The sequence below is a fragment of the Arthrobacter sp. FW306-1B-F12A genome (genome assembly GCF_058781865.1).
On the sequence record NZ_JBYSXD010000011.1, the window covers coordinates 87,764 to 104,819 of the forward strand.

At 64.5% G+C, this 17,056-nt stretch carries 14 protein-coding genes; 7 read left to right on the forward strand and 7 right to left on the reverse strand.

Annotated features, from left to right (window positions below):
• Window positions 1-72: 72 nt before the first annotated feature.
• From AC3WJU_RS08140 to pucL, 4 genes are all read right to left on the reverse strand, one after another.
• A complete protein-coding gene (locus tag AC3WJU_RS08140) occupies window positions 73-1,635 on the reverse strand; it encodes an NCS1 family nucleobase:cation symporter-1 (RefSeq protein WP_284989951.1) in 1,563 nt (520 codons plus the stop codon).
• A gap of 154 nt (window positions 1,636-1,789) precedes the next feature.
• Entirely contained in the window at window positions 1,790-2,614 is an 825-nt protein-coding gene (locus AC3WJU_RS08145; protein ID WP_492259601.1) for a MurR/RpiR family transcriptional regulator, read from the reverse strand.
• 112 nt (window positions 2,615-2,726) lie between these two features.
• The gene (locus AC3WJU_RS08150; protein WP_306961853.1) at window positions 2,727-4,217 is read right to left on the reverse strand and encodes a nucleobase:cation symporter-2 family protein; all 1,491 of its coding nucleotides are present in this window, start codon (window positions 4,215-4,217) and stop codon (window positions 2,727-2,729) included.
• 130 nt (window positions 4,218-4,347) lie between these two features.
• Window positions 4,348-5,262 carry a factor-independent urate hydroxylase gene (gene pucL / locus AC3WJU_RS08155; protein WP_492259602.1) on the reverse strand — a complete coding sequence of 305 codons (915 nt, stop codon included), beginning with the start codon at window positions 5,260-5,262 and terminating at the stop codon, window positions 4,348-4,350.
• 416 nt (window positions 5,263-5,678) lie between these two features.
• Between pucL and AC3WJU_RS08160 the strand changes: the two genes are divergently transcribed.
• Entirely contained in the window at window positions 5,679-5,855 is a 177-nt protein-coding gene (locus AC3WJU_RS08160; RefSeq protein ID WP_172465634.1) for a hypothetical protein, read from the forward strand.
• A gap of 145 nt (window positions 5,856-6,000) precedes the next feature.
• Here the strand turns inward: AC3WJU_RS08160 and AC3WJU_RS08165 are convergent, their stop codons facing one another.
• Together AC3WJU_RS08165 and AC3WJU_RS08170 are read right to left on the reverse strand one after the other, a co-directional pair.
• On the reverse strand, window positions 6,001-6,783 hold the full coding sequence (locus tag AC3WJU_RS08165; protein ID WP_492259603.1) for a DUF2510 domain-containing protein: 783 nt from the start codon (window positions 6,781-6,783) through the stop codon (window positions 6,001-6,003).
• A gap of 40 nt (window positions 6,784-6,823) precedes the next feature.
• The gene (locus AC3WJU_RS08170; protein WP_492259612.1) at window positions 6,824-8,386 is read right to left on the reverse strand and encodes an 8-oxoguanine deaminase; all 1,563 of its coding nucleotides are present in this window, start codon (window positions 8,384-8,386) and stop codon (window positions 6,824-6,826) included.
• Between the two features lie 220 nt (window positions 8,387-8,606).
• On the opposite strand from AC3WJU_RS08170, the gene AC3WJU_RS08175 reads away from it, so the two are divergent.
• The 5 genes from AC3WJU_RS08175 to AC3WJU_RS08195 all read left to right on the forward strand — a co-directional run bounded on the left by AC3WJU_RS08175 (window position 8,607) and on the right by AC3WJU_RS08195 (window position 15,932).
• On the forward strand, window positions 8,607-9,101 hold the full coding sequence (locus AC3WJU_RS08175) for a nucleoside deaminase (RefSeq protein ID WP_492259604.1): 495 nt from the start codon (window positions 8,607-8,609) through the stop codon (window positions 9,099-9,101).
• Between the two features lie 15 nt (window positions 9,102-9,116).
• Entirely contained in the window at window positions 9,117-10,688 is a 1,572-nt protein-coding gene (locus AC3WJU_RS08180) for an NCS2 family permease (protein WP_441433309.1), read from the forward strand.
• A gap of 290 nt (window positions 10,689-10,978) precedes the next feature.
• Window positions 10,979-12,169, forward strand: a complete 1,191-nt coding sequence (locus AC3WJU_RS08185; protein WP_492259605.1) for an XdhC family protein — start codon at window positions 10,979-10,981, stop codon at window positions 12,167-12,169.
• The gene (locus AC3WJU_RS08190; RefSeq protein WP_492259606.1) at window positions 12,160-13,098 is read left to right on the forward strand and encodes an FAD binding domain-containing protein; all 939 of its coding nucleotides are present in this window, start codon (window positions 12,160-12,162) and stop codon (window positions 13,096-13,098) included. The genes AC3WJU_RS08185 and AC3WJU_RS08190 overlap by 10 nt, the downstream gene beginning before the upstream one ends.
• A 2-nt stretch (window positions 13,099-13,100) precedes the next feature.
• Complete coding sequence (locus tag AC3WJU_RS08195) at window positions 13,101-15,932, forward strand: molybdopterin-dependent oxidoreductase (RefSeq protein WP_492259607.1); 2,832 nt, start codon at window positions 13,101-13,103, stop codon at window positions 15,930-15,932.
• A 67-nt stretch (window positions 15,933-15,999) separates the two neighbouring features.
• Here AC3WJU_RS08195 and nboR read toward each other — a convergent pair whose 3' ends face one another.
• Window positions 16,000-16,629, reverse strand: coding sequence for a nicotine blue oxidoreductase (gene nboR, locus AC3WJU_RS08200; RefSeq protein ID WP_492259608.1), 630 nt, complete (start codon window positions 16,627-16,629; stop codon window positions 16,000-16,002).
• Window positions 16,630-16,831: 202 nt separating this feature from the next.
• Between nboR and AC3WJU_RS08205 the strand changes: the two genes are divergently transcribed.
• Window positions 16,832-17,023 carry a YegP family protein gene (locus AC3WJU_RS08205; protein ID WP_059389468.1) on the forward strand — a complete coding sequence of 64 codons (192 nt, stop codon included), beginning with the start codon at window positions 16,832-16,834 and terminating at the stop codon, window positions 17,021-17,023.
• Window positions 17,024-17,056: the final 33 nt, after the last annotated feature.

Consider the following 17,056-nt stretch of genomic DNA (forward strand, 5'->3'; position numbering starts at 1 on the left):
AGCGAGCGTCCTGGAATTTGGCCCTATAAGTGAGCGAGCGTCCGGCGGTTTCTGTTTGATGACGGCGGGCGCTCAGGCGAGGGCGCCGTCGTTCACTTCGACGCCGTTAGGCTCCAGGTTGATCATGGGGGATCGCTTTTCGAAGTACCAGAAGGTCAGCAGGCCCAAGGCACAACCGAGGAACCAGCTGTAGTTGCCGATCCAAGTTGCGTTGACTGTGGTGGCTCCGGAGTCAAGGAGCGCTTTGGGAATCAGGACCGAGGCGATCGACACTACGCCGCTGATGGCCACTGACTTGACCGCGTTGGGGTTGTAGCCGTTGCGGAACCAGTACTTGCCGCTTGGCTTCATCGTGTACATGTCCTCAACCCACACCTTCTGCTTTCCCACGAGGTAGTAGCCGGCGATGAGGATGCCGAAGAGCGGGCCGATGAGCGCCCCCAGAACGCCGAGCGTGTAGTGGATGGCGTCGTCGTTCGAGTACCAGTTCCACGGGGTGAGGATGACGGATCCGACGGCGGCGATCATGCCGCCCATGCGCCAACTGATTTTCTGCGGGCTCACGTTGGAGAAGTCGAACGCCGGCGAGATGAAGTTGGCCACGATATTGATGCCCACGGTCGCGATGACAAAGGTCAATCCGCCGAGCAGCACGGCGAACACCGAATCGATTTCCTGCACGGTCTTGACCGGGTCCGTGATGAGGTGCCCAAAGACCGGGGTGGTGGCCGACGCCGTGATGACCGTGAGCAGCGAGAAGAACAGGAAGTTGACGGGCAAGCCCAGGAGATTGCCCTTCTTGACGGCCTTGAAGCTCTTGCCGTAACGCGCGAAGTCGCCGAAGTTGAGCATGGGGCCGGAGAAATACGACACCACCAAGGCGATCGCGGAGATCATGACCGGGATGGACGCAGCGAAGTCGAGCGGTTCGCCGGCGGAGAGGTTGAGGCTGATGTTGCTGACGCCGGCCTTGGATACCAAGTAGATCGCAAGAACCAACATGACAACGTAGACGGCCGGTCCGGCGAAGTCGATGAATTTGCGGATGCTTTCCATTCCGTTCCAGAACAACGCGGCCTGGGCTACCCAGAGGATTCCGTAGCAAATCCAACCCAGGGCAGAAAGGCCAAGGAAGCCGTACTGATGGACGTCGTACAACGGCTTCATGGCCGGGAAGAACTTCAGGAACACGATCACCAGGGCTTCGGAGGCCAGGAAAGTCTGCACTCCGTACCAGGCGACAGCGATGAGACCGCGGATGATGGCCGGGATGTTGGCACCTTTGACGCCGAAGACGGCCCGGTTGATCACGGGGTAGGGGACGCCGGTCTTCTGACTGGGCTTCGCCACGAGGTTGCAAAACACCTGGACAATCACGATGCCCACCAGCAGGGCCACCAACACTTGCCAGCTCGCCAGGCCGAGGGCAAAAAGGCTGCCCGCCGTCACATAGCCGCCGATGCTATGGACGTCCGACATCCAGAACGCGAACAGGTTGTAGCTGCTCCAGCGCTGGTTGTTCAGGGGCACCAGGTCTTCGTTGCTGAGCCGCGGGTCACGGCGTGCGGCGGCTTCATCAATCGGGTGGCCAAGAAGGGTGCCGGTCTTCTCTGGGGCGAGTTGTGCTTCGGCCATCGGTTCCTCGAATCAGGGTTTTCCACGACCGGGGCAGTCGTTTCACTGGTTCAATTCAATGGAACAGATGTTTCAGTTCAGTTTCCGGACCGCTAACTCTTCTTTACGCTTGGCGCCGGGCCCGGCGAGCGAGCCGAGCACGGCCGCCTTCGGACTACCGTCGCTCGATCTCTTCCAGTGAGTCGAACAGCCCGGTGATTTCCCGGACGCGATCCCTTCCTGAACGGCCCTTCGCCGCCAACACGCCGTTCGCGAGGACGCTCACGAGGCTCATGGCCGACGCATAGCTGTCAAAGGCGGCGCTGCCCTCCACAGGGCATTCGATCCAGACGGAGGCGTCGGCCGCCAGCCAGCGCGCGCTCGGGTCTCCGATCAAGATGGTGCTCGCGCCGGTGGCGGTAGCGGCCTTCAGGACACGGTCGAAACGGTCGGGCCTGCGCCGGAATCCAAGCAGAACCACGACGTCGTTCCCGTCCAGTCCGGCGAGCTCCTCGCCCACGCTTTGGCCCGGCTGAGGGGCCAGAGCCACCGACGAACGGCACTGGAGAAGCTGCTGCCGGAAATGGAGGGCGACAGGGAAACTGTTGCGGAAACTGATCAGAAGGACATTCCGGGCCTCAGCCAGTTGTTGTGCCACCTTGAGGAGGCGATCGTCGTCGAGCGTATCGAAAAGGCGGTCCAGGTTCTGCTGCTCCTGTGCCAAATGCAGGGGGATCCCGCCGTCGGCCTCCTGCCTGGCGAGCGGCACTCCGCTGGACCTCAGGCTCCGGGTGTGGTCCTTGACCTCGTTGAAATCGGCGAATCCCAGGCGGCGGAAGAGCCTGCTCATGGTGGCCTTGGAAACGCCGCTTAGCTGGGCGAGCTCGGCCGCGTTGTAGACCGCAAGGTCGCCCAAGCGGTCCAGCAGGGTATCCGCGGCCTTTTGCTCCTGCGGCCCAAGCTCCGAGTAGTGTTGTTCGATTCGCTCATCGATCCTCATGAAACAACCGTCTCACGCGGACCCGTAACTAGCGCGAAATGGCAGGTGTTGCCCTTCTTGAGGAAGAGGGGCAACACCTGCCAGTTCGGCGCAGAAAGGCGCTTTAGAACCGTCAGTGCTCGACGGCGGTGGACGACGTGAGTGGCACTTCCTTGCCCTCGGCGTCGATCAGTTTGCCGTTCTCGAAACGGTCGCCGTTCGCAAGGCACGCAATGTCCGATTCGGTGACCACGCGTCCCGTGCCTGCGACGAACACGGACTGGTTGTCCGAGTTGCCGGCCTTGAAGTGGTTGAAGAGCACGTTCAGCAGGATGGCCATGATGGCGGCCGAGCTGATGCCCGAGTGGAAGATCGTGGAGAACCAGGACGGGAACTGGTCGTAGAACTTCGGGGCGGCGATCGGGATCATGCCGAAGCCGATGGATGCCGCCACGATGATCAGGTTCATGTTGTTGCGGTACTCCACCTTGGAGAGCGTGCGAATGCCGCTTGCGGCCACGGTTCCAAAGAGTACGACGCCGGCGCCGCCCAGGACGGGCGTCGGAACCGCTGCGACTACTCGCCCGAGGACCGGCAGCACGCCGAGGACCACCAGGATGAGTCCGCCGGCGCTGACCACGAAGCGGCTCTTGATGCCGGTGATGGCCACGAGGCCGACGTTCTGGGCGAAGGCGCTCTGGGTGAAGGAGTTGAAGAGGGGTGAGACGGCGCTTGAGAGCATGTCCGCGCGTAGTCCGTTTCCAATGCGCTTGGAGTCGACCTTGGTGCCCACGATTTCGCCAACTGCGATGATGTCCGCCGAGGTCTCGGTCAGGGTGACCAGGATGACGATCAGCATCGAAACGATGGACGCGATTTCGAAGGTGGGAGCACCGAAGGCGAACGGAGTGGGGAAGGCAACGATCGGACCCTGGCCGACCTTGGAGAAATCTGCCATGCCCGTGGCGAGGGCGATGACGGTCCCGATAGCCATGGCAAGGAGGATGGACAGGCGGGAGATGGCCGCGTTGCCGATCTTGCTCAGGAGCAGGACGATTCCCATCGTGGCCGCGGCGAGTCCGATGTTCGCCATGCTGCCGTAGTTGGGTGCCGCGCTGTTGCCGCCCATGGCCCAGTTCGCTGCGACGGGCATGAGGGTCAGTCCGATTGTCGTGATGACGGTACCCGTGACCACAGGCGGGAAGAATTTGATGATCTTGGAGAAGAGGGGAGTGATCGCCAGGCCGATCAAGGACGCCACAATGACTGAGCCGAACACCGCCTGGATCCCGCCGCCCCCGTGGACGATCGCCACCATGGTGGAAACGCCGGCGAAGGACACGCCCTGGACCAGCGGCAGCTGCGATCCGAAGAACGGGATGCCGATGGTCTGAAGAATGGTGGCGAGGCCGCCGACAAACAAGCAGGCCGCGATCAGGAGGCCGATGTCCTGCGAGGACATGCCCGCGGCGGCTCCGATGATGAGCGGCGGGGCGATGATGCCGCCGTACATGGTCAAGACGTGCTGGAAGCCGTAGGCGAACGTGCTCCCGATCGAGAGGCGCTGGTCCTCCGGGCGGGCTGGCCCGGACCCTGCGGGGCGGGTTTTCTTCTTGGTGTTCATGGCAGACTTTCTTGGTTCATGGCAGACGTCTTTGTCTGGCTAACGTTGTCTGGCTAACAAGGTGGTTTTGGGTACGGCCGCCCAACTGACTCGCATTTGATGCGAGTCAGTTGGGCGGCTGTTTAGAGGCTTAGCAGAAGCCGGCGATGCCGTTCCACGCAGCCGGGGCCGGTGTGGTGTTATCGCGCTGGACCGTGGCTTCGATCAAACCGTACGGGCGGTCGGCGGCGAAGAAGACCTCGTTGGGGTTGTCGAGGCCGAACGGGCTGAGGTCCACCAGGAAGTGGTGCTTGTTGGGCATCGAGAACTTGATCTCGTCCACTTCGCTGTGGGCCTCGAGGACCTTCTTGCCCATGTCGAACAGGGTCTGCTGCAGGGCGTGGGAGTAGTTCTCCGTGAAGCCTTCCAAGAGCAGGGCCTTGATGTCCTCGTAGCTCTTGTTGAAGTCGGTTCCGGCAGCGTCGAGCCCGGTGTTGTAGCGCCAGCGTGCCGAGACGTCGGTGGCGAGGATGCGGTCCGTGGTCTCGGGCAGCGTGGTGTACCGGTCGCGGGGGTAGCCGACGAAGCCGGACTGCGTGGTCTTGAGGACGGTCAGGTCCTTGAGGCCCGAGATGACGTGCGTTGTGTTGCCTTCGCGGACCACGACGGCGGTGCGGACTTCCTGCCCCTTGCGGACAAAGCTGTGGTCGTGTTCGGAGCCGTGTGCCTGGATGCGCTCCCAGGCGTAGGCCTCGGCTTCCCAACGGCCGCCCGTGACCCACTCAAAGCCCGAGGTGAAGTGTTCGCTCAAGCGCAGGAGGAAGGCTTCGGGGGAGCCGATGCCGTCGCGGGCAAAGGCGTAGATGGTGTTCTTCTGGGTGTCCGTGGCGACGACGTGTGCGTTGTCGCCTTGGAGGTGCGCAGCCTGGAAGTCGCCACGCAATTGCGAGGTGACGTTCAGGTCTTCGATCTGGTGGCGGTCGGTGTCGCGGGTGACTTTGACGACGCGGACTTCAGCCTTGCCGTACTGGTTGTCGCCGAGGACGATCTTGTTGCTCATGGTCATATCCCAACTTCTGTGAGGTGGAACCCCTAAGGTCCACCAATGAAATTAAGCGCGTGTTTCGTACGCGTTTCTGGTGGAGCCGACCCAACAAAAAAGAGCCGGCATCCGTTGATGCCAGCTCATTACGACCCTGCCTGCTGCTCCCAGGTTACGTGACCTGCGCCACGAATTGAAGAAAGCGTAGCCCACCTTTGCCAGTGGTGTACATCACTTCTGGAGAATCGTTATCTACTTTCCGAATGTGACCGACGGCGGTTGGCGGCAGGGGCGCGGCCCCGCGGACACCCCTTGACGCGGTTCGGGAATCCCCTCTACCATTTCCATATAACAAAAAATGATTTCCAAGATGTGGAAAGTAGCGAAGAGCTTCAACCGCATCGCCATGGAGAACTTGAGCGCATGAAATAGGAGGACAGATGGACTCGCAGGATAAGAACAACGTCGTGGAATTCCCGGCGCCCGGCCAGGAACTGTACCTGCCGTTCGGCGCCACGGATCCCGACTTCTACATTCCGGCCGACTGTGACCGCACGCCCGGGACTTTCTCCCGTTGGTTGCGTGCCCTTCCGGTGTTCGGCCGGCAGCGTTCCTAGGGCTCCTGCCCCTGGGGATGAGGGACTCTGCGCAACAGAGCCAAAAAGGCGGGGGGGCCCGGGGGGGGGGCACCTGGGGAGGTGCCGCCCGCCGCTTCGGGTTGACCGACAAGTAGCGTCGCGGACAAATATCTGTCCGGCGAAGCTACATTGGCAAAGCCTTGGCGATCGTCGAAATGATCATGCTCGCTTTGACGGACACCAGGATCAGGCTCACGGCAGTCAGGCCAATCAGTGCCCAAACCGGCGCGAGTCCGCGCTGCGGGGCGACCTTGTGGACGATCACTGAACGGCCCACGACGTAGACTCCGGCGCCGAGGAAGGCCCATGCCCAATGGAAGGGGCGGACCACCCTGTCCCTTTGCAACTTTTGCCAGTCGAGGTAGGACAAGAGGACGCTGACCCCGTAGATGAGCCAGCCTGAAATGACCAGCAGGAAATAGGGAACGCTGAACGCGCTGGGATCGAGGGTGGGTACGCGCCGAGCGCCGACATACCGCAGGTGGAAGACCGGGTTCCAGAGCAACAGGATGATCAGGGTGATCACCGGCAGCAGGGTGACGAGCCAGATGAACGGATTGTAGACCGGCGTCCCCCTGCTGATTTCCGGGCGCGGCGCGGGCTGGACCGATCCCGCGTATTGCGGAGGCCCCCCGTATTGCCCGGGCCTTGCGGCCGCGGGCCACGCCGCGCCGGGCTGACCTGGGCCGGCCTCACCCCCGCCAGCCTGGCCTGCGCCGGGCCACGCCGCGCCGGGCTGACCTGGGCCGGCCTGACCCGCGCCGGCCTGACCCGCGCCGGCCTGGGCCGGCGGGTTCCACGCGTTCCCGGTCCAGGCGTTACCGTCCCACCACCGTAGTTGCCCGGAGCCCGAGGGGTCCGGGTACCAACCTGGAGGAGTCGGCGTGTTGTGCTGGGGGACGGTCATGATGTGCCTCCTGATCTACGACCTAATCGAGAGGCTACTCCTAACCCCTGATGATTTTCTGTGCGGCGGCTGAATGTTTGGCAATAAGTTCCGGGATGTCCAGGCCGGGAATTTGCCCGTCCACAACGCGCCATTTACCGGCCACCATGACGCGGTCGGCGCGGTCCGCCGCGCAGAGCAACAACGCCGCGACGGGATCGTGGCTGCCGGAGAAGCGCAGCCCGTCGAGCGTGAACAAGGCCAGGTCGGCCTGCATGCCGGGAGCGATCTGCCCGATGTCCGTGCGGCCCAGCGCTGCAGCGGACCCCCGCGTGGCCCAACCGAGGGCGCGCTCCACCGGGACGTCCGCGCCGTAGCGCAGCCGCTGCAGGTACAACGCCTGCCTCGCTTCGAGGATCATGTTGGAGGCATCGTTCGACGCCGAACCGTCCACTCCCAGCCCCACCGGCACGCCGGCGGCCTCAAGTTCCAGCACCCGTGCGGTGCCCGACGCGAGCCGCATGTTCGACGTCGGGCAATGCGCGACGGCGGTGCCCGCGGCACCCAGCCGGGCGATCTCGTCGTCGTCGAAATGGATGCCGTGGCCCAGCCAGGTGCGCTTTCCGAGCCAGCCGACGCTGTCCAGATAGTCGACGGTGCGCAGCCCGAACATCTCGCGGCAGAAGTCTTCCTCGTCGATGGTTTCCGCGAGGTGCGTGTGGAGCCGGACATCCAACCGTTCGGCCATGGCGGCGCTCTCGGCCATGATTTCCCTGGTCACGGAGAACGGCGAGCAAGGGGCCAAGGCGATCTGGATAACCGCTCCGTCTCCGCGCTCGTGATACTTCCCGATCAGCCGTTCGCTGTCCGCGAGGATCACCTCGGGACGCTGCACGGTGGAACGCGGCGGCAGGCCGCCGTCGTCCTCGCCGAGCGTCATGGACCCGCGGGTGAGGGTCGCGCGCATGCCGAGTTCACGCACGACGCCGACCTCGACGTCGATCGCGTCCTCAAGTCCCGCGGGGAAGAGGTAGTGGTGGTCGGCTGCCGTGGTGCAGCCGGAAAGCAGGAGTTCCGCGAGCGCTACCTTCACGGCAAGCTCGAGGCTGTCCGGCGTCAACCGCGCCCATACGGGATACAGGTTCTGCAGCCAGGGGAACAGGGGAGCGTTGGCCACCGGGCCCCAGGCTCGCGTGAGGGTTTGGTAGAAGTGGTGGTGCGTGTTGATGAGCCCGGGAAGCAGGACGTGGCTGCCGGCGTCGAACGTTTCATGACACGGCGCTGAAGGACGCCTTCCTGCGGGGACGAGCTCGGCGATTTTCCCATCGCTGACCACGATGCCGCCGCGGGCGTCGAGGCCGTTGGCGGTGAACACTGCGAGGGGATTCTTGATCCAGAGCCGGGAAGAGCTTGGATCCGTTGCCGGGGCTGCTGGCTGGAAATCGGATGTCTGGGACACGGGGATCCTTGTCTGGTCGGCGTAGTTGCGTTCCAGCTCAGTGGTTCCTGTCTGCTGATCCAGGTTCCGGAGGTCAACCCTGCCGGTGGCACCCAGCGTAGGTGGCTCCCCGAAGTGCGTCAATGTGACCGGCGGCGAAACGCTCCCCTGCCGGGCACCAAGCATGAATTTCACATGTTGAAACTTTTTTTCCAGAAACTATGGCGCGGCTCACACCACCGGTGCTAATCTCAATTTGCCAAAGGCGGGCACCCGGACTCCGGGAAGCTATCTACCAGGCGAAACCTTCAAAAGCACATGCTGAAGCCTGGTAATCGCAGCACTGGTCTGTCATGTTCAGATGCCTCCCTGGTTACAGGCTTCCTCAGCACTAAGGAAGTCGCACATGAGTACCACCGTCACGGCCGAACATTTCTTGGCCACTTCCATTGAGCTGGCAACAGCCAATGTCCTCAACAGCGGCGGGCCGTTCGGCGCCGTCATTGTCACCGCGGATGGCCGCGCCTTCGAAGGCGTCAACCGGGTCACCGCTACCAACGACCCCACGGCCCACGCCGAGGTCACCGCCATCCGCAATGCGTGCCGCGAACTCGGCACCTTCGATCTCAGCGGGGCAACCCTCTACACGAGCTGCGAGCCATGCCCCATGTGCCTGGCCTCGGCGCTCTGGGCCCGCATCGGAAAGGTGGTCTTCGCAGCAGACCGGCACGACGCCGCTTCCGTCGGCTTCGACGACGCCGTCTTCTACGAATACTTCGAGAACGAGGACCGGGACACGCTCATGCCGGTCACCAAGCTGGAACTGGGCGACCCCCAGGCCCCGGCCATCCTGGAACCCTTCAACACCTGGAACACGCTTGACTCCAGGATTGACTACTAGGGCCCGGTGGCTGAAATGACAATCCTGGACCCCGCAGAAATGCGAACGGCAACTGAAAAGCAGGCTGCGCCTTCCGGCGCAGGGCAGACAGAGGCACGCGAAAAGCACACGGCAACCGGACTGGCACAGCGGGGCAGCAGCCCCAGGCCCCCCGCGTCGAACTCCTTCCTGGATCGTTTCTTCCAGATCACCAAGCGTGGCTCCACGCTGGCCCGCGAATTCCGCGGCGGCATCGTCACGTTCTTCACGATGGCCTACATCGTTATCCTCAACCCACTGATCCTCGGCGGATTCTCAGCCCAGAACGCACCCACGGATGTGGCCGGCGGATGGTTATCCGCGGCGCAAGTGGGGGCAGTCACCGGCCTGACCGCCGGTGTCATGACGGTCCTCTTCGGCCTGATCGCGAACCTGCCGTTCGGGCTCGCCGCGGGCCTGGGAATCAACTCGTTCCTGGCAGTAGCCGTGATCCATGAGGTCACTTGGCCGGAAGCCATGGGCCTGGTGGTCATCAACGGCATCCTGATTGTCCTGTTCGGCGTCACAGGTGCCCGGACCGCGATCTTCAAGGCCGTCCCCAAGGAACTCAAGGCCGCCATCACCGTTGGCATCGGCCTGTTCATCGCCTTCATCGGCTTCGTCGATTCCGGCTTCGTCCGCGCCACCAAAGGCGGACCGCCGGTTCAGCTCGGCAACGATGGTTCCATCACCTCAATACCAACCCTTGTTTTCATTGTCGGTCTGCTGGTCATGGGAATCCTTGTGGCCCGTAAGATCCAGGGCGGCCTCCTGATCGGAATCGTCGCCACCACGGTCCTCGCCGCCGTCGTCGAGGCCGTCATGCACATCGGGCCTGGCAGCGCAGCCAATCCCGGTGGCTGGCACCTCAACACTCCGGTGCTGTCCGGCCAGTTGGTTTCGGCCCCGGACTTCAGCTTGGTGGGCCACTTCGACCTCTTCGGTTCGTTCTCGCGGATCGGCGGCCTGGCCGCCACGATGCTGGTGTTCACCCTGGTGTTCACCAACTTCTTCGACGCAATGGGAACCATGACCGGCCTCGCCAAGAGCGCCGGCGTGGCCTACAAGGACGGAACCTTCCCCAAGCTCAAGTCGGCCTTCATCGTCGAAGGCCTGGGCGCGGTAGCCGGCGGCGCGACGTCGGGCTCGTCCAACACCGTGTACATCGACTCCGCTGCCGGGATTGGCGAAGGCGCCCGCACCGGCCTGGCGTCGGTAGTCACCGGGCTGTTGTTCCTGGGTTCGATGTTCCTGACCCCGCTCACCAGCGTGGTTCCGCTCGAGGTCGCAGCCGCGGCCCTGGTGGTGGTGGGCGCCATGATGATGGCGCAGATCCGCGAGATCAAGTTCTCCAAATTCTCCGTGGCCCTGCCCGCTTTCCTCACCATCGTCACCATGCCGCTGACCTACTCCATCGCCAACGGTATCGGCGTCGGATTCATCTCCTGGGCCGTGATCCACGCGGCTTCCGGGAAGGGCAGGAAGGTCCATCCGCTCATGTGGGTGGTGACCGTCGGCTTCTTGGTCTACTTCGCCCGCGGGCCGATCAGCGCGCTGATGGGAGCGTAGCCGGCCGTTGAGACGGCGGTCCGGCCGCAAATCACCGCAATGAATAGGCGTCCGCCGATCGTCACCAACCGCATCATGCGGACGACGACGGCGGGCGGCGGTGAGGTGCGGCCGCTCCGCTAAGGACCGGGGTGGGAAATGAGAGGCCCGCCCCGGTCCTCTTCACGCAACGGGTCGCCTGTTTACCCGAAGCTCTCCTGTACAGACGCAAGGAATGAGAATATGAGGCAAGATCGCACACTGCCCCGGGCGGGTTTCCGGTCCGGGACCTCGGTAAAGGAGGTGTTGCCATGCTGGAATTGATGCCCTCGCTGGGCACATGGCGGCCCGCGGTCTCCGGGCAGCGATGCGCCGTTGCCACCATCGTGGCCGCGGGAGGCTCGGTCCCCCGGCCCCTCGGCACGTCCATGCTGGTTTCCGAACACGGCGATGTCCTTGGCAGCCTCTCCGGGGGCTGCGTGGAAGGCGCCGTGGTGGAGGCTGCCCTTCAAGCAATGCACGACGGCGGCAGCCGCCTCGAGTCGTTCGGCTACAGCGCCGAGGACGCGTTCGCCGTCGGGCTCACGTGTGGCGGCGAGTTGGAAGTCCACATCCAGCCGACCGGGCCAGCCGGCCTGGACCCGGCCTTGTTGAATGCCTCTTCAGGAGGCTCTTCCCTGGCGCTCATCCGCCGGCTTGACGCTGCGGGAGGCGCCGTCGTCGTTCCTGGTCCGGCGCGATTTTCCGCCGCCGGTTCGCGGGAACTTTCAGACCTTCTCGGCGGGGATGACGCCGTGATCCGCGCGGCCGCGGCCCAGCTTGAACCGCTTCTGCATGGAGGCCGTGCTGGCCTGGTGCGGCTCGCCCCGGCCGAAGGCTGCGGAGGTTCCGTGCCGGAAGCCGAACCCATCACCCTGTTCGTGGAAACCCGCTTGCCCGCGGCCCGCATGCTGATCTTTGGCGCCAACGACTTCGGCGCGGCCTTGCTCCCCGCCGGGAAACTCCTGGGCTACGAGGTCACTCTGTGCGATGCGCGGTCCGCTTTTTCGAGCCAGGGCCGTTTCCTCGCCGCCGACCACCTCGTCACGGCCTGGCCGCACCGCTACCTTGCCGCGGAAGCAGCCGCCGGCCGGATCGATTCCCGCACGGTCGTGTGCGTGCTGACCCACGATCCGAAATTCGATATCCCCCTGCTGGAAACAGCCCTCGATCTGGATCTCGCCTATGTGGGAGCCATGGGTTCCAGGCGCAGCCACCGGCAGCGGATCGATGGACTGCTTGCCTGCGGCATCCCGACAGATGCCCTCGAACGCCTGCATTCGCCGATCGGATTGGATCTCGGCGCAGTGACTCCCGCGGAAGTGGCCGTGTCCATTACCGCCGAAATCCTCGCGTCCCGCGCGCCGCGCCCGGCCTCCGCCGTGGGTTCGCTCAAGGACGGCGCAGGACCGATCCATCAGACCAACACCCCCGAACAAAGCAAGGTGACCCCATGGACATGAACACCATCGAGTCCGTGGTTGCCACCACGGATCCAGGCCAGTGGCGCGAGGGCGACGCCTGGCTTGCCGGCGGCACGGTCCTGTTCTCCTACGGCAGCCCGGTAGGCAGCGAAGAGCCCCTCAAACGGTTGCTCGATCTGGGGCAAGCAGGCTGGCCGGCCGTCACCGTGGGCGACGCAGGCATTGAACTGGCCGCCACCTGCACCGTCGCCGAGCTTTACGCCCTGCCCGTGTCGGACGCCGTGGCTGGCCGGAACTGGCCGGGACTGGATCTTTTCCGTCCGTGCTGCGACTCTTTCGTAGCCTCGTTCAAGGTGTGGAACATGTCCACCGTTGGCGGCAATGTGTGCACATCACTCCCCGCCGGGCCCATGATTTCGCTGTGCGCCGGCCTGGATGCGAGGGCCGCCATCCTCGGACGCCACGGCAGCAGCCGTACCGTTCCAGTGGCCGAATTCGTCACCGGGGACGGGAAAAACTGCCTGGCTCCAGGCGAGCTCCTGCGCAGCATCCAGCTCCCGGCGGCGGCCTTGGCCGCGAAGGTCGCCTTCCGCCGGCTCTCGCTCAGCAACCTCGGGCGGTCCGGGGTGCTGCTGATCGGAAGGCTCGACGCCGACGGCAGCTTCGTCCTCACCGTTACCGCCGCGACCAAACGGCCCGTGCAGCTGCGGTTCGCCGCCGCGGAGGCTCCCGACGCCGGGCGGCTGGCCGCCGCCGTCGGGCATTCAATCCCTGCGGAGCTGTACCACGACGACATCCACGGGCTCCCGGAATGGCGCCGCGACATGACGTTCCGCCTTGCGGAGGAGATCCGGACGGAGTTGCTTGATCCGGTTCCGGCCGGACCGCCCACGGTCTCGGGCGATTTCTGGCCGCCGCACGCCACCTCGCCGCAACCATCCACCCAACCTGCACAGAAGGAGGCCTGAGCATGGCAATCGAGATCAACGGAACAGCCACCGAGGCCGCTCCACGCCCGGGCCAGTGCCTTCGGACGTTCCTGCGCGAACAGGGCAACTTCGGCGTCAAGAAAGGGTGCGACGGCGGCGACTGCGGCGCTTGTACCGTCCACGTGGACGGAAAACCCGTGCACAGTTGCATCTACCCGGCCGTCCGCGCCGAAGGGCACTCGGTCACCACCGTCGAGGGGCTCTCGAACGGGGAAGAGCTTCATCCCGTGCAGGAGCAGTTCCTCGATAACCAGGGCTTCCAGTGCGGTTTCTGCACGGCCGGCATGATGATGACGGCCGCCACCTTCGACGAGGAACAGAAAGCCAACCTCCCCCGAAACCTCAAGGGAAACCTGTGCCGCTGCACGGGTTACCGCTCCATTGCGGACGCAGTGTGCGGTGACGCCGGCGACGGGCACAACACCTCCGACGGCGGCGCCGCGTCGCAGTCCGGCGCAGGAACCAAGTCGGGCCAGCTCGGCGACAACGTTCCCGCCCCGGCGGGGCGCGCCGTCGTCACCGGCACCGCCCGCTACACCCTCGACGTCCCGGCAGAACAGCTCCCAGGCCTGCTGCACCTGAAGCTGCTGCGCTCGCCACATGCGCATGCCCGGATTGTCTCCATCGATACCACGGCGGCCCTCCAAGTACCCGGCGTCGTCGCGGTTTTCACGCATGAGGACGCGCCGGGCCGGTTGTTCTCCACCGCCCAGCACGAGCTTTACACCGATGATCCCGACGATACCCGCGTGCTCGACAACGTAGTGCGCTTCATCGGCCAGCGGGTGGCCGCGGTCGTCGCCGAATCGGTGGGCGCAGCGGAAGCCGGGGCCCGGGCCATCAGGGTGGAATATGAACTCCTTGACGCTGTCTTCTCGCCACAGGACGCGTTGCTGCCTGGTGCGCCCGCGATCCACGGGGAGAAAGACGGGGAAACGGCCCGGATTTCCCGCCCGCAGAACAACGTCGTGGCGGAGGTCCATTCCGAACTGGGAAACGTCGAAGCCGGATTTGCTGCGGCCGACTTCATCCACGAGAACACCTACCAGACCCAGCGGGTACAGCACGTCGCGATGGAAACGCACTGTTCCATCGCGTGGGTGGAGCCCTCCGACAATCCAGGGGAGGACCGGCTCATGGTGCGTTCCTCCAGCCAGGTCCCGTTCCTGGTCCGGCGGACACTTGCCCGCGTGTTCGACCTTCCCGAAGACCGCATCCGCGTGGTGGCAGGCCGCGTGGGAGGCGGGTTCGGCGGCAAGCAGGAAGTGCTCACCGAGGACCTCGTAGCCATGGCGGCACTCAAGCTGCGCCGGCCGGTGCAGGTGGAATTCACCCGCACCGAGCAATTCACCTCCACCACCACGCGCCACCCCTTCACTATCAAGGTCAAAGCAGGGGCGAGCAATGACGGCCAGCTGACGGCGATGCAGCTGGACGTGGTCACCAACACCGGCGCGTACGGAAACCACGCGCCCGGAGTGATGTTCCACGGTTGCGGCGAGTCCCTGGCCGTCTACAAATGTGCCAACAAGAAAGTGGATGCGCAGGCCGTCTACACCAACACAGTCCCGGCCGGCGCCTTCCGTGGCTACGGACTGAGCCAAATGATCTTCGCGATCGAATCAGCCATCGACGAGCTCGCCGTCGGAATCGGCATGGACCCCTTGGACTTCCGGCTCAAGAACATGGTCCGGCCGGGGGACCACATGCTCTCCACGAACCCGGAACCGGAAGAGGACGTTTACTACGGGAGCTACGGACTGGACCAGTGTGTGGCTCTGGTCCGGGATGCCCTCGAGCGGGGCGAGAAACGCTACCGGGATGCCGGCCTCGACAACTTCGGCCCGGGGTGGGTCACGGGCGTCGGGTCCGCGCTGTCCATGATCGACACGGTTCCGCCCCGCGGCCACTTCGCCCACACGCGCCTCAGGCTCCTGCCGGACGGTACGTTCGACGCCGCCGTCGGGACCGCCGAGTTCGGCAACGGCACCACCACGGTCCACGCCCAACTGGCGGCGACCGCCCTGGCCACGACGGCGTCGAACGTGGCCGTGCGCCAGTCCGACACGGACCTCGTGGAGCACGATACCGGCGCATTCGGCTCCGCTGGAACCGTGGTGGCCGGGCAGGCAACCTTGCTCGCGGCGCAGGAGCTCGCGGTCCGGATCCGGGCTGTGGCGGCCGCGTTCGCCGGTGTGCCGGAGGCGGACTGCGTGCTCGAGGACAGTGCGGTGCGTTGGGGTGAGCGGGTGGTTCCCTTTACCGAGGTGTACGACGCCGCACAGCAGCAGGGCATGGAACTCGCCACCGAAGGGCGTTGGGGCGGAACTCCGCGTTCGGTCGCCTTCAACGTCCACGGATTCCGGGTGGCCGTGAACACCGGCACGGGGGAACTGAGGATCCTGCAGAGCGTCCAGGCGGCCGATGCCGGCGTCGTGGTCAATCCACGGCAATGCCGCGGCCAGGTGGAAGGCGGAATCGCCCAGGCGCTGGGAGTCGCGCTGTATGAGGAAGTCCGGGTGAACGACGCAGGCAAGGTCACCACCGACATCCTGCGGCAATATCACATCCCCTCTTTCGCGGACGTGCCACGCAGCGAGGTCTATTTCGCGAAAACGAACGACCAGATGGGGCCGCTCGGTGCGAAGTCCATGAGCGAGAGCCCGTTCAATCCCGTGGCACCCGCGCTGGCCAACGCCATCCGGAACGCCACCGGGGTGAGGTTCGTGGCGCTCCCCATCGCCCGGGACAAGATCTACCTGGCGCTGAAGGACGCCGCCGCCTCCACCCCTACCCAACTGACTCGCATTTAATGTCGTTATCGAGCCTCATAACGGCATCTACTGCGAGTTAGTTGGGTGGCCGGGCCGCGATGGGGGGCTAGTCGCGGAGGAGGTGCAGTTTGTCCTTCGTGTCCACGTCGGCTCCATCGGAGAGGTCACTGCAGTCGACGACGTCCACCAGCCCGGGGTGCGCCTTGAGGAAACGGCGTGCCCCGGCGTCGCCGACCGCGGACTCCGCGACCTCGGCGCGGAGGCCGACGTCGATGATCAACGGGTGGCCGCGCCTTAGCTTTGTTGTGTGGCCACCGTCGAAGGCGGCTTCCGGGTATCCCGCCGCGGTCACCCGGCCGGCTTGGTGCGCTGCTAACAGCCTGGCGACGACGGCGGGGGTCACCCCAGGTTGGTCCACCAAAGTCACCATGACATTGTGGCCGTGTGTAGCTGCCGCAATGCCGGTGCGGAACGAGCTGGCCATGCCGGTCGCCCACTCCGGGTTGTCGACGACGAGGTACTGGTCCAGCTCCGTAGCGCGACGGACCCGCTCGGCTCCGGCACCGAGCACTACGACTACCTTGAGGCATCCGCCGTCGAGCAATGTCTTGGCGAGCACTTCCACCAAGGTCCGGCCGCGGAAGGGCAGCAGCGCCTTGGGGCCGAGTCCCAGGCGAGTCCCTGCGCCGCCGGCCAACAATACACCGGTGGTGGCTACGGGGCTGGAATCGTTCATGGGGTTCACCTTATCCATGTGCCTTCGCGGGGTCTCTAGGTTCACCTTGCACTCCAATATAGGTCTACCGAAAAAGGTTGAATATTACCCATGGGTAGGCCTTCTGGCAGACTCCCATGGCCGATATTCTCTTAGGGACTTCACGAGAGTCAGTGGTCATCGAAGGGGATGCAATGACGCATCCGCGGTGGAAAGAGGGTTTATGTCGGGCATTTTCGAAATTCTGGCAGCTGGGGAGCAATCGTTCCGTTTCCGGTTGAAGGCCGATGATGGAACGGTAGTGGCGGTGTCGCCCAAGTTCCCGGATATTGCGGCCCTTGTGGCCGGTATCAACGCAGTCAGGGAGAATGCCGCCACAGGATTCGTGGTGGATCGGCGCTCGCTCGGAGCGTAGCAATAAATCGGCGGTAGTGCTCAAGGAGCACTA